The 12950-nt window shown below is 72.7% G+C and carries 12 protein-coding genes; 8 read left to right on the forward strand and 4 right to left on the reverse strand.

Annotated features, from left to right (window positions below; all coding sequences use genetic code 11):
• Nucleotides 1–33 precede the first annotated feature (33 nt).
• The 4 genes from miaA to ACQP0T_RS08365 all read left to right on the forward strand — a co-directional run bounded on the left by miaA (nt 34) and on the right by ACQP0T_RS08365 (nt 4396).
• Nucleotides 34–951, forward strand: a complete 918-nt coding sequence (miaA, locus tag ACQP0T_RS08350; protein ID WP_433872042.1) for a tRNA (adenosine(37)-N6)-dimethylallyltransferase MiaA — start codon at nt 34–36, stop codon at nt 949–951.
• A gap of 9 nt (nt 952–960) precedes the next feature.
• Nucleotides 961–1815 (forward strand): diaminopimelate epimerase, encoded by an 855-nt coding sequence (dapF, locus tag ACQP0T_RS08355; RefSeq protein ID WP_433872043.1) that lies wholly within the window; start codon nt 961–963, stop codon nt 1813–1815.
• A 68-nt stretch (nt 1816–1883) separates the two neighbouring features.
• Nucleotides 1884–3359 (forward strand): GTPase HflX, encoded by a 1476-nt coding sequence (gene hflX, locus ACQP0T_RS08360; RefSeq protein WP_433872044.1) that lies wholly within the window; start codon nt 1884–1886, stop codon nt 3357–3359.
• The gene (locus tag ACQP0T_RS08365; protein WP_433872045.1) at nt 3356–4396 is read left to right on the forward strand and encodes a hypothetical protein; all 1041 of its coding nucleotides are present in this window, start codon (nt 3356–3358) and stop codon (nt 4394–4396) included. The genes hflX and ACQP0T_RS08365 overlap by 4 nt, the downstream gene beginning before the upstream one ends.
• A gap of 553 nt (nt 4397–4949) precedes the next feature.
• Here ACQP0T_RS08365 and lexA read toward each other — a convergent pair.
• Complete coding sequence (gene lexA, locus ACQP0T_RS08370) at nt 4950–5678, reverse strand: transcriptional repressor LexA (RefSeq protein WP_433872046.1); 729 nt, start codon at nt 5676–5678, stop codon at nt 4950–4952.
• A gap of 596 nt (nt 5679–6274) precedes the next feature.
• Between lexA and ACQP0T_RS08375 the strand changes: the two genes are divergently transcribed.
• The 4 genes from ACQP0T_RS08375 to ACQP0T_RS08390 all read left to right on the forward strand — a co-directional run bounded on the left by ACQP0T_RS08375 (nt 6275) and on the right by ACQP0T_RS08390 (nt 11208).
• On the forward strand, nt 6275–6526 hold the full coding sequence (locus tag ACQP0T_RS08375) for a LysM peptidoglycan-binding domain-containing protein (protein ID WP_433872047.1): 252 nt from the start codon (nt 6275–6277) through the stop codon (nt 6524–6526).
• Nucleotides 6527–6775: 249 nt separating this feature from the next.
• The gene (gene nrdR, locus ACQP0T_RS08380) at nt 6776–7306 is read left to right on the forward strand and encodes a transcriptional regulator NrdR (RefSeq protein WP_433872048.1); all 531 of its coding nucleotides are present in this window, start codon (nt 6776–6778) and stop codon (nt 7304–7306) included.
• A 154-nt stretch (nt 7307–7460) separates the two neighbouring features.
• Nucleotides 7461–10271: a vitamin B12-dependent ribonucleotide reductase gene (locus ACQP0T_RS08385; RefSeq protein ID WP_433872049.1), complete on the forward strand. Its 2811-nt coding sequence runs from the start codon at nt 7461–7463 to the stop codon at nt 10269–10271.
• 208 nt (nt 10272–10479) lie between these two features.
• Entirely contained in the window at nt 10480–11208 is a 729-nt protein-coding gene (locus ACQP0T_RS08390) for a hypothetical protein (RefSeq protein ID WP_433872050.1), read from the forward strand.
• Nucleotides 11209–11305: 97 nt separating this feature from the next.
• Here the strand turns inward: ACQP0T_RS08390 and ACQP0T_RS08395 are convergent, their stop codons facing one another.
• From ACQP0T_RS08395 to ACQP0T_RS08405, 3 genes are all read right to left on the reverse strand, one after another.
• Complete coding sequence (locus tag ACQP0T_RS08395) at nt 11306–12049, reverse strand: DUF3626 domain-containing protein (protein WP_433872051.1); 744 nt, start codon at nt 12047–12049, stop codon at nt 11306–11308.
• 73 nt (nt 12050–12122) lie between these two features.
• Nucleotides 12123–12446 (reverse strand): TetR-like C-terminal domain-containing protein, encoded by a 324-nt coding sequence (locus ACQP0T_RS08400; RefSeq protein ID WP_433872052.1) that lies wholly within the window; start codon nt 12444–12446, stop codon nt 12123–12125.
• A 172-nt stretch (nt 12447–12618) separates the two neighbouring features.
• Nucleotides 12619–12927, reverse strand: a complete 309-nt coding sequence (locus tag ACQP0T_RS08405; RefSeq protein WP_433872053.1) for a hypothetical protein — start codon at nt 12925–12927, stop codon at nt 12619–12621.
• Between the last annotated feature and the right edge of the window lie 23 nt (nt 12928–12950).

Below are 12950 nucleotides of genomic sequence, written 5' to 3' on the forward strand. Positions count from 1 at the left end.
CGCCCCGGCGGAGCGGCTCGTAGGGTCGCGGACGTGTCCAGGACGTCCCCGCCCCGCCTCGTCGCCGTCGTCGGCCCGACCGCCACCGGCAAGTCCGATCTCGCCGTGGAGCTGGCCGCCGGAGGCGAGGGCGAGGTGATCAACGCCGACGCCATGCAGCTCTACCGGGGGATGGACATCGGCACCGCGAAGCTCACCCCGCAGCAGCGGCGCGGGGTCGCCCACCACCAGCTCGACGTCCTGGACGTCACCGAGCCCGCTTCCGTGGCCGCCTACCAGCGCCACGCCCGCGCGGCGGTGGAGGACGTGCGACGGCGCGGGCGGATGCCGGTGCTGGTCGGCGGTTCCGGGCTCTACGTGCAGTCGGTCGTCGACGAGCTGTCGTTCCCCGGCACCGACCCGCAGGTGCGGGGCCGCTTGGAGGACGAGCTGTCCGCGGTGGGCGCGGCCGCGCTGCACCGCCGGTTGCGCGAGGTCGATCCGGTCGCGGCCGAGGCGATCCTGCCGAGCAACGGGCGGCGGATCGTGCGTGCCCTGGAGGTCGTCGAGATCACCGGGCGCCCCTTCTCCGCGCACCTGCCCGCGCCGGGCCCACCGCGCTACGACGCGGTGCTGATCGGCTTGGACCGCCCGGTCGCCGAGCTCGACGCGCGGGTCGACGAACGCGTGACCCGGATGTTCGACGCGGGCCTGCTCGACGAGGTGCGGGCGCTGGAGCAGGTCGGGCTGCGCACCGGGCGCACCGCGTCCCGGGCCCTCGGCTACCAGCAGGTCCTCGCCGAGCTGGACGGCGCAGGTGACATGGCCGCCGCGGCGGCCGAGACCGCGCGGGCCACCCGGCGCTTCGTCCGCAAGCAGCGGGCCTGGTTCCGCCGGGACGACCGGATCCGCTGGTTCGACGCCTCCGACCCCGAGCTGGTGCCGGCCGTTCGGGCGGCCGCCGCTCCGTAGACTGGAGGCGTGCGGCCTTCCCAGCGCGGTGTCGAGTTCAGCAAGGGCCACGGCACCCAGAACGACTTCGTGATCCTGCCCGATCCGGACGGCGGGCTCGACCTGTCCGCCGCGCGGGTGCGCGCGCTCTGCGACCGGCAGCGCGGGATCGGCGCCGACGGGGTGCTCCGGGTGGTGCGGGCGGGCGAGCTCGGCGACCCCGCGAGCGCACCGGCCGACGTCGACCCGGACGTGTGGTTCATGGACTACCGCAACGCCGACGGTTCGGTCGCCGAGATGTGCGGCAACGGGGTGCGCGTGTTCGCGCGCTACCTGGTCGAGTCGGGTCTGGCCGAGCCGGGGGAGATCCCGGTGGGCACCCGGGCGGGGCTCCGGCCGGTCCGGACGCACCCCGACGGCGGGGTGTCGGTCGGGATGGGCGCGGCCGAGGTTTTCGGGGAATCGACCACCACCGTCGGCGGAACCGAGTTCACCGGCGTCGCCGTCGACCTGGGGAATCCCCACCTGGCCTGCGTGACCGGCGTCGACCTGGACGCCCTCGACCTCACCGCGGCACCGCCGCACGACCAGGAGCTGTTCCCCGGCGGGGTGAACGTGGAGTTCGTCCGGCCGCTCGACGACGGGCAGGTGCGGATGCGGGTGCACGAGCGCGGCGTGGGCGAGACCCGCTCCTGCGGGACCGGCACGGTCGCCGCCACCGTCGCCGCGCTGCGCGCCGCCGGGCGGACCACCGGGACGCGCGTGGTGCACGTGCCCGGCGGGACGGTCGAGGTCGAGGTGACCAGCGGTGGCAGCACGCTGACCGGGCCCGCGGTGCTGGTGGCGACCGGGTGGCTCGACCAGGGCTGGTGGGACGGCCTCTGACGCCGGATCGGGCACCCCGGGCGCGAAGGGTGAAAATCGGTCGCACGGCGTGGGACAATGGAACCGATATGAAGAAATCCTTGATGTGGTCCGCCGACGTCGACCCGGACGTGGTCGAAGCCGACGAATTCGAACCGATCCTCGCCGTGGACGGCGATGAGCCCTCCACCGGCGAGATGGACCTCGCCGAGCGCGCCTCGCTGCGACGGGTTTCCGGCCTGTCCACCGAGCTCGCCGACATCACCGAGGTCGAGTACCGGCAGCTCCGGTTGGAGCGCGTCGTGCTGGTCGGCGTCTGGACCGAGGGTGACGCCGCCCACGCCGAGGCGTCGCTGGCGGAGCTGGCCAGGCTGGCCGAGACCGCCGGCTCCGAGGTGCTGGAAGGCCTCATCCAGCGTCGCGACCGCCCGGACCCCGGCACCTACATCGGGTCCGGCAAGGTGCGCGAACTGCGGGACACGGTCGTGGCCACCGGGGCCGACACCGTCATCTGCGACGGTGAGCTCTCCCCCGGCCAGCTCCGGCAGCTGGAGGACAAGCTGAAGGTCAAGGTCGTGGACCGGACCGCGCTGATCCTCGACATCTTCGCCCAGCACGCCCGGTCCAAGGAGGGCAAGGCCCAGGTCGAGCTGGCGCAGCTGCAGTACATGCTGCCGCGCCTGCGCGGTTGGGGTGACGCCATGTCCCGGCAGGCCGGCGGTCGGGCCGGGGCCAACGGCGGCGTCGGAACGCGCGGTCCCGGTGAGACCAAGCTGGAGACCGACCGCAGGCGCATCCACAAGCGCATCAGCAAGCTCCGCAAGGAGCTCCACGCGATGCGCACCGTGCGCGACACCAAGCGCGGTCGCCGCGAGACCAACGCGGTGCCGAGCGTGGCGATCGCCGGTTACACCAACGCGGGCAAGTCGAGCCTGCTCAACGCGCTGACCGGCGCCGGGGTGCTGGTGGAGGACGCGCTGTTCGCCACGCTCGACCCCACCACCCGCAAGGCGGTGACGCCGGACGGCAGGCCGTTCACGTTCACCGACACCGTCGGGTTCGTGCGGCACCTGCCGCACCAGCTCGTGGAGGCGTTCCGGTCGACGCTCGAGGAAGTCGCCGGGGCCGACCTGCTGGTCCACGTGGTCGACGGCGCCGAGGCCGCGCCGCACGAGCAGGTCACGGCGGTGCGCGAGGTGGTGGCCGAGATCGCCGAGGAGCACCGGGATTCGATGCCGCCGGAGCTGCTCGTGGTGAACAAGATCGACCAGGTGGACGGGACCCGCATCGCCGAACTGCGCCGGTTGCTGCCGGATGCGCACTTCGTCTCCGCGCATTCCGGCGACGGCATCGAGGAGTTGCGGGCGGAGGTCGCCGAACGGCTGCCCCGGCCGGACGTGTTCGTCGACGTGCTCATCCCCTACACGCGCGGCGATCTGGTGGCCCGGGCGCACACCGAGGGCGAGATCGTCGAAGAGGAGCACACCCCGGAGGGGACGCGGCTGCGCGCCAAGGTCCGGACGGACCTCGCGGGCGTGCTGCAGCAGTTCGTCGGCGTGGGATGAGGCGGAGCCGGTTCGGCGGCGCGGCACTCCTCGCGCTGCTGCCGGTGACGTCCGGCCCGGCCGCGGCGTCACCGGCGAGCACCGAGGCGCTGGTGCCCGAGCAGCGCTGCACCGTCACCGAGCCCGGACTGGCGGAGCTGTCCGGCTTCGCCTCGGACGGCGACTCCTGGTACGCGGTGAGCGACGGCGGCAGCTCGCTGCGGGTCTTCGTGCTCGATCCCGCGGATTGTTCGGTGCGCGACGTCCGGACGGCGTCGACGAACCCCTACGACGTCGAAGACCTGGCGCTGTCCCCGGACGGCACCCTGTGGCTGGCCGACACCGGGGACAACCGACGGGCTCGGGAGGACATCGCGCTGCACGAAATGCCACCCGGCGGCGGCGCGAACCTCTACCGGATGAGCTACCCGGACGGTCCGCACGATGCCGAGGCGTTGCTGTTCGACGAGCGGGGTGTGCCGCACGTCGTCACCAAGGCGCCGTTCGGGTCCGCGGCGATCTACCGCGCGGCGGCGCCCTTGGCCGAGGACCGCACGGTGCCGCTGGAGCGGGTCGGCTCGGTGCGCCTCACCTCGACGGACACGCCGGGCGGGCCGTGGGACCAGGGCTTCGGCACGACGGCGGTGACCGGTGGCGCGGTGAACGCGGCGGGCACCGTGGCGGCGCTGCGCACCTACACCGACGCCTACCTCTACCGGATACCGGAGGACGGCGACGTGGTGCGGGCGCTGGCCGGGGAGCCGCTGCGCGTCCCGCTGCCGAACGAGGAGCAGGGCGAGTCCATCGCGTTCGGCCCGGACGGCACGCTGCTGTCCGCTTCGGAAGGCAACGAGCCCGTGCGTGCCGTCCCGGGCGCGGAGCAGGCCGCGCTGGCCCAGCGCGCCGAAGCGGAGCCGCCCCCGGCCGCGCCGCAGGACGACGGAGCCGCACCCGCCGTCGACTCCGGCCAGCAGACCTCGGCCGGCGGTGCGCTGCTCGCCGCGGGCATCCTCGCGACGGTGGTGATGCTCGTCATCGGGCGCCTCCGCCGAAGCTGACCGGTGGCGCGGGAACGGTCCGCGAAGCCGATCGGCGCGGACCGCCCGACCGCCGCCAATGCCCTGCTCATCCCGCTCCTCCCGCCAGGCGTCAGCGTCAAGGGCATCAGCCGGGATCAGCGCTCCGGGCGTCAGCGCCCAGGGCATTGGCGCTTCGGACCTCGGCGCCGGGAATCGACCAGGCGCGGTCAGTGACCCGGGCATCAGCCGGGCGCCAAGGCGAAGGCGTCAGAGCGGTGACGAGCACCGCGGCGCTGCGACCGGCGGGCAGTCCCGCCTGGCCGAGACCCGCTTCGGACCACCGGCGGAGCATGACACCGGCGGGACGTCTGACACCGGCGGGACATCTGACACCGGCGGGACAGGGCCGGGGTAGATGCCGAGGGCATCTCCCCACACGTCTGCACACCCCGTGCCCACGCCGGGGTCCGCTCGGGCATCGCGTCGGCCAGCCCATGCGTCCGCGGACTTGGTCGCGCATCCGTCCGGGTCTGCATGGGCCCGCCGCAGCGATCCCGGGTTGAGCCCGGCGCTCGGGCCGCCCTCGCGAGGCTCAGAGTCGCCGCAGCACCGCCACCACCTTGCCCAGGACCTTGGCGTCGTCACCGAGGATCGGTTCGTACGCCGAGTTGTGCGGCATCAGCCAGACGTGCTCGTCGGTGCGCTTGAAGGTCTTCACCGTCGCTTCGCCCTCGATCATCGCGGCCACCACGTCGCCGTTCTCCGCGTCGGGCTGCTGGCGCACGGCGACCCAGTCGCCATCAGTGATGGCGAGGTCGGTCATGGAATCACCGACGACCCGGAGCAGGAACAGGGTCCCGTCGCCGACGATCTCCTTGGGCAGCGGGAAGACGTCTTCGATGGCCTCTTCCGCGAGGATCGGTCCACCGGCGGCGATCCGGCCGACGACCGGGACGTAGGCCGGCTTGGTCTGCCCGGCGAGCTCGCCGTCGTCGCCTTCACCTGCGACGAGGACGCCGACCGTGCGCGGCCGGTGCGGATCGCGGCGCAGATAGCCCTTCCGCTCCAGCACCCGGAGCTGGTAGGCCACCGACGACGTGGAGGTGAGTCCGACGGCGTCGCCGATCTCCCGGACGCTCGGCGGGTAGCCGTGCTCCCGCATCCAGGTCCGGATCGCGTCCAGTACCTTCAGCTGGCGCTCGCTGAGCCCGTCGGTCCCGTTCGCCTGCTGGGGCAGGGTGGGCACGTCGGCCTGCGGCTCCGGGACGTCCGGGACCTCGTCTAGTCGGCCCTCGATGGAGCCGGTCGCATTACTTGCCACCACTGCCTCCTGTCCGTCACAACCTCGTTGCGTTCCGCGGTGTCCGCGCCTGGCGGGCGCGGGAGGCTGATCCCGCTCGGTGCCCGGTTTCCACAGTAGACCGGCCGAACCCGGAGATCAAACACCTGTTCGAGCGAATTTCCGGCTCGAGGTCTCGCGTCGGGGCGGTTTCCTGGTACACAATCGCACGGAGGTTCGATCGAACACTCATTCGATCGCGTCGCGCGGGGTCGCGACGCGTTCCACCACGTCGTGCGGGAGGTGTCATGGCCACGTTCGCCGATGCCGACGGTCGGGGCCGTTCGGGGCGCAGCGGCCGGGGTCCGAGTCGGGCCCGCTCGGCGCCGTGCCGGGTGGAGCGGGGGAGCGCGTGCGGCGAGCGGGCGGGAGCGCGCTCGATCCGGTGGTGGGCGGGATTCGCCCGGTCGGGTCGTGGCGCGGCGGGCTTACCGGAGCGGTCCGCGGACGCGCGGCACGGCGGCCGGGCGCCGCGCGGCACCTCGGTGCCGCCCACGCGGCGCGGGCGCGCAGGCACGCGCCGTGAGGGCGAAGCGCTCTTGTTGGCCTCGGTCGCTGTCGTCACGTTCGCCATTGTCATGCTGGTGGGGCTCTTCGGCCGTCCGATCGCTCCCGGCGCCGACGGGGTGTCGGTCGGATCGACCGCGGCGCCCGGGGGTACCGACGTCGTCGAGGTCCGCCCCGGCGAGGACCTCCGGTCGCTGGCCGCCCGGGTGGCGCCCGGGGCGGACCCGGTGCTCCTGGCGGAGCGGATCGCGGACCTCAACGGGCTCGACGGCGAGCGGGTCGCGGCGGGCTCGGTGCTGGTGGTGCCGACGCGCCGGGAGTGACCGCCCGGGCACGGCTCGTGCTCGCGGCGCCGGTTTCGCTCACCGGCGTCGCACGGACGTGCTCGCTCGGTGTGTCGGTTTGCGCGGCGTTCGGGTGACGATTAGAGTCGACCACAACATCTAGTAGTTACGCCCATGTGCTTCCCGCACAGGTTGGGCTTGTAAGGTGTCCGGTCATCCAGCTCGCCTGCGCGGAGCGCGCTCCGCCGCGGTGCGCTGGGAGTCGGCAACCGGAGGGGGTGAGTGCCGGTGCGGTGCCCGTTCTGCCGGGGAGAGGACTCCCGGGTCGTCGACTCGCGCGAGGTCGAGGAAGGCCAGGCGATCCGGCGCAGGCGGTCGTGCTCGGCCTGCGGTCGCCGGTTCACGACCATCGAGCAGTTGGTGCTCTCGGTGGTCAAGCGTTCCGGCGTCACCGAGGCGTTCAGCCGCGAGAAGGTGGTCCGGGGCGTGCGGCGCGCCTGCCAGGGGCGCCCGGTCGAGGAGGACGCGCTGCAGCAGCTCGCGCACCGCGTCGAGGAGAGCGTGCGCGCGCTGGGGGTGACCGAGCTGCCCAGCCACGAGGTCGGGCTGGCGATCCTCGGGCCGCTGCGCGACCTCGACCAGGTCGCCTACCTGCGGTTCGCCAGCGTGTACCGGGCGTTCTCCTCGGTGGAGGACTTCGAGCGGGAGATCGCCGACCTGCGCGAGGCCTGCGGCGCGACCGGTGCCGAGCGGCTCACCGGTTCCGACGCGGCGACGCGACCGGAGGAGGCCCAGGACCTGGAGCGCAGCAGTGGGTAGATCGCGACGTCGGTCGTCGCACCAGTCGACCGGAGCGCAACGCAGGCGGAGGTCCCGGGGTGGGACGCCGCCGGGCGGAGAGGCACGACCGAACCGGACGGGGAGCCCGGACGGGGGCAGCACACGAGTGAGCAACAGAGAAGAGGGTCAGGTCATGACAGAGACCGTCGGTAGCCCGGCCGGCGCAGCGGGGGAGCCGGAAGCAGGTGCCCGCAAGGGCATCCGGGTGGAGCGTGTCTACACCACCGAGGGCGTGCACCCCTACGAGGAGGTGCGCTGGGAGCGCCGCGACGTGGTGATGACCAACTGGCGGGACGGCTCGGTCAACTTCGAGCAGCGCGGCGTCGAGTTCCCCGAGTCCTGGTCGCTGAACGCGGTCAACATCGTGACGAGCAAGTACTTCCGCGGTGCGGTGGGCACCGAGGAGCGGGAGAGCAGCCTCAAGCAGCTCATCGACCGGGTCGTGAAGACCTACGTCGCCGCCGGGGTGGAGCACGACTACTTCGCCACCGAGACCGACGCGGAGGTCTTCGAGCACGAGCTGACCTGGATGCTGCTGCACCAGGTGTTCAGCTTCAACTCCCCGGTCTGGTTCAACGTCGGCACCGCGTCCCGGCAGCAGGTCTCCGCCTGCTTCATCCTCTCCGTCGACGACACGATGGAGTCGATCCTCGACTGGTACAAGGAAGAGGGCCTGATCTTCAAGGGCGGTTCGGGCGCGGGGCTGAACCTCTCCCGCATCCGCTCCTCGAAGGAGCTGCTGTCCTCGGGCGGCACGGCGTCGGGCCCGGTGTCCTTCATGCGCGGGGCGGACGCCTCGGCGGGGACGATCAAGTCCGGCGGCGCCACCCGCCGCGCGGCCAAGATGGTCGTGCTCGACGTCGACCACCCGGACATCGAGGAGTTCATCTCCACCAAGGCGCGCGAGGAGCACAAGATCCGCGCGCTGCGGGACTCCGGTTTCGACATGGACCTCGGTGGTGCCGACTCCTCCTCGGTCCAGTACCAGAACGCCAACAACTCGGTGCGCGTCTCCGACGAGTTCATGCGGGCCGTGGAGAGCGACGGCGGGTTCGGCCTCCGCGCGCGCACCGACGGCGAGGTCATCGAGTCCGTCCAGGCCCGCCACCTGTTCCGCCGGCTCGCGCAGGCGGCGTGGGAGTGCGCCGACCCCGGCATCCAGTACGACGACACGATCAACGACTGGCACACCGCGCCGGAGACCGGCCGGATCACCGCCTCGAACCCGTGCTCGGAGTACATGCACCTCGACAACTCGAGCTGCAACCTGGCCTCGCTGAACCTGATGAAGTTCCTCCGCGAGGACCTCACCTTCGACGCCGAGACCTTCGAGAAGGCCGTCGAGTTCGTCATCACCGCGATGGACATCTCGATCTGCTTCGCGGACTTCCCGACCGAGTCGATCGGTGACACCACGCGCAAGTTCCGCCAGCTCGGCATCGGCTACGCCAACCTCGGCGCGCTGCTGATGGCGACCGGGCACGCGTACGACTCCGACGGCGGGCGGGCGCTTGCGGCGTCGATCACCTCGCTGATGACCGGTACCGCCTACAAGCGGTCCGCGGAGATGGCGGGCGTGGTCGGGCCCTTCGAGGGCTACGCCCGCAACGCCGAGGCGCACCAGCGGGTGATGCGCAAGCACGCGGCGGCCAACGACCTGGTCCGCACCTACCACCGCAACGACGTCGCCGTGCACCGCCTCGCGACGAAGGTGTGGCAGGAGGCGCTGGAGGTCGGGGCGCGCAACGGCTGGCGCAACGCGCAGGCGTCGGTGCTGGCGCCGACCGGCACCATCGGGCTGATGATGGACTGCGACACCACCGGGGTCGAGCCGGACCTCGCGCTGGTGAAGTTCAAGAAGCTCGTCGGCGGCGGTTCGATGCAGATCGTGAACCAGACCGTGCCGCGCGCGCTGCAGTCGCTGGGCTACCAGGACGAGCAGATCGAGGCGATCGTGGAGTACATCGCCGAGCACGGCCACGTGGTCGACGCGCCGGGTCTGCGTCCGGAGCACTACGAGGTCTTCGACTGCGCGATGGGCGAGCGCTCCATCGCCGCGATGGGCCACGTCCGGATGATGGCCGCGGTGCAGCCGTTCATCTCCGGTGCGATCTCCAAGACCGTCAACATGCCGGAGCACGCCAGCATCGAGGACGTCGAGCAGCTCTACTTCGAGGGCTGGAAGCTCGGCCTCAAGGCCCTGGCGATCTACCGGGACAACTGCAAGGTCGGCCAGCCGCTGTCGGCGGGCAAGGGCGAGCAGGGCGAGGCGGAGAAGAAGGTCGAGACGCAGATCGAGTACCGCCCGGTCCGCAAGCGCCTGCCCAAGAAGCGCCCGAGCCAGACGGTGTCGTTCACGGTCGGCGGTGCCGAGGGCTACCTGCACGCGGGGTCGTACCCGGACGCGGGGCTCGGCGAGATCTTCGTGAAGCTGGGCAAGCAGGGTTCGACGCTGGCCGGCGTGATGGACGCCTTCTCGATGTCGATCTCGGTGGGCCTGCAGTACGGGATTCCGCTGGAGTTCTACGTCGCCAAGTTCCAGAACCTGCGGTTCGAGCCGGCCGGGATGACCGACGACCCGGACATCCGGATGGCCAGCAGCGTGCTGGACTACCTGTTCCGCAGGCTGGCGCTGGACTACCTGCCCTACGAGAAGCGCGCTCAGCTCGGCGTGTTCACCGCCGCCGAACGCGAGGCGCAGGTCTCCGGCATCGAGCCGGCGCCCGCGGACGACGACATGGACACCATGCGGTCCACGGTGGACTACCCGCAGGCCGAACCGGCGTCGGACGAGCGGCAGGCGGGCAGCTCGACCGAGCTGCTGGAGCTGCGGCTGGGCAAGGCCGCCGACGCTCCGCTGTGCATGACCTGCGGGACGAAGATGCGCCCGTCCGGCTCGTGCTACCTGTGCGAGGGCTGCGGCTCCACTTCCGGCTGCAGCTGACGCCGGTCGGCGTGTGATGCCACGCCGGTCAACCGCGAGCAGCAGGACGTAGGCAGGGCAGAGGGTGGTCCGGTGTCACGCCGGGCCACCCTCTGCGCGTGTCGCCCTCAGCGCGGTGCGGGGCGAAGTCCACCGGTTCGGGGGTGCCTTCCGCGTCCGTCCCGCCGCCGCGTGGCGTCGGCGGTGTCCCGGGCAGCACACTGCTTCGGTGACCGAGGAGATCAGCCACTTCGCCCTGCGAATCGTCGTCCCCGACCCGTCGGCTGCGGGTGCGGTCGTCCAGGTCCGGCCGATGGTCGATGGCGTGGACGTCGTGGCCGTGGACTGCCCCGAGGAGCGGGCCGCGGGTCCCGATGAGCTCTTGCGGCCGGATGGCCCGCTGATGGCCGCGGCGGAACCGCACGAGGTGCGGCTCGCCGAGGCCGAGTGCACCGAGCAGTGCTGCGGTGCGCTGTACGTGACGATCCGGCGCGATGGCGAGCACGTCGTCTGGTCCGGATGGGACTCTCCCGCCATCCGCGAGAACAGCCTGCCCGAGTTCCGGTTCGATGCGCAGCAGTACCAGTCGGAGCTCGACCGGGCCTGGTCGGATCGCAGCTGGGAATGGTCGGCGGCCACCGTGGCGCGGCTGTTGGAGCAGGACCTCCACCGGCAGGTCCAATGGCTCGAACGGTGGGAAGGCCGCTCTCCTTCGGTGCGCGCCTATCCGTGGGAGCGCGACCGGATCACCCTGTACTTCCGGCATCCGCGTCGGTGGGAGCGCGGCTGTCCCTGGTTGCAGTTCAGGCTCGTGCTGCGCGTTTTCGAAGCCGAGCCGGCGGCCCAGACCGAGCGGATCGCCGGCCTGCTCCTGGCGTCGGATCCCCGCGAGATCGGCGAGGTGTGCGGCGGCTCGCAGGAGTGGGCCGCGCAGCTCGGGTACCGCTGGCCGTCGTGACCGCCCGCGATCGGCGGCGGGTCTCGCCGCCGATCCGGACCGGCCGCGCTGGACGGACGCCTGCGTCACCACGTCGCCGCGGCGACCGGGGCGGCGATCAACCGAACCGGGCGATGGCGTGCCACAGGTACTTGAGCTCCTGCGGGTGGTGCTCACCGGTGAGCGCCGCCGCTCCGACGATGCGGGCGTCCAGGTGCCCGTCGACGGCGAGCCGCTCGCCGAGCGCGACGATGCCCGGTCCGCGGTAGTCGGGGTGGCGGCGCAGTTCGCCGGTGGTGAGCCGGAAACCGCGGTGCCATTCGAGCGGGCAGGGCAGCGCCGCGGCCAGGTCGGCGACCTCGGTCCCGCGGAAGCACGGGTCGAGCACCAGCGCCTCGACGTCCCGGTCGATCCGCACCGGTCCGTGGACGTGCGCTTCGACGTAGTCGTCGAGCGCGTCCACCTCGCCCGCGGCGGCCTCCGCCAGCGCGATCAGCGGCATCCGGGCGGCGACTCCGAAGTGGACGGGTTCGGTCACGCTGTCGGGATAGCAGAAGGTGGAGCGCTCCAGCACGTCCGCGGTGAGCCGGAGGTGCGCTGAGCCGAACCGGGGCGCGGCCCCGGCCGGGGCCGCGCGGAAGTTCAGCGCTCCGTAACGCGGCCGCGCTGCCGGCGGGCCGTCGTCGTAGGCACCGCCGAAGATGCGGCTCTCCCAACGCCACCGGTCGCCGCCGGGATGCGCGGTGAGCCCGCCGTTGCTGGTGCCGGTCTCGAACTGCGAGCGGTACAGGCCGTCTTCGGCCAGCCGCGCGAGCAAGGGGCGCCCGCCCGCCGACCGGTCCGGGTGGAAGTTCACCGTCACGCGCGCGTCCGGCGGTACCGGTTCGCCCCGTGCGGCGGCCGCCACGTGCGCCAGCGCGCGTGCCCACCTCGGCTCAACCACGGTTCGCCGCCCCCGCGAGCACGGTGTCCACGGCTCGGACGACGAAGTCGTCGCCTGCCGGGACGTGCCGGAAGACGACGCGCAGCCAGGCGGCTCCGGCGAGCAGGTCGCCCAGGAGCGCGGGGTCGACGTCGGCGGCCAGTTCGCCGCGCGCCACGGCGCGGCGGAAGACCGGCTGCTCGCGTTCGAGCCGGTCGGCGACGTAGCGCCGGACCTCGGCGGTGCTTGCGTGGTGGTGCGGCCCGGCCGCGGGCACATCCGCAGCCTCGCGGGCACCGGGGCGGTGGCCGGTCTGGTCCTCGACGCCGCGGCGCACGTCCGGTGCTGTGCGTTCGTCCGCAGCGGGCCCAGTGGTGGCGCACCGCGAGCCCACGGCGCCACGGCCCCGGCGGTGGCTCGGTCGGCGAGGTCGTCCGCCGAGCGCCTGCGCGGCTCGACCGTGCGCGGCGTGGTCCCGGCGGGGATCGCGTCCGTGCCGCAGCACCGCGCTACCTCGTCGGGCGGTTCCGCCGGGACAGCAACCCGGCCACGGCAGCGGTGGTCGCGGTCGCGGTGAGCACCGCGGGCCAGGCACCGATCTTCCTGGCCAGCGGGTGCGATCCGGCCAGCGCCGCGCCGTAGGTCGTGCCCAGCAGGAGTGCGGGCCCGAGTCCGCTGCGCCTGCGGCAGAGCTCGGCTGCGCCCAGGCCGCCCGCGGCGGCGACCGCGCCGCTCCAGCGGCGGTGCCGAGCGGCTCGTGCGACGGCGAAGCCGCCGATGAGTCCGGTCGAGGTCAGCAGGCTGGGCGGTACGGACATGCGCTCTCCTCCGACGGCTGCGG

It is taken from the genome of Saccharopolyspora sp. CA-218241 (genome assembly GCF_050954615.1).
In the GTDB taxonomy this organism is placed as follows: domain Bacteria; phylum Actinomycetota; class Actinomycetes; order Mycobacteriales; family Pseudonocardiaceae; genus Saccharopolyspora; species Saccharopolyspora cebuensis.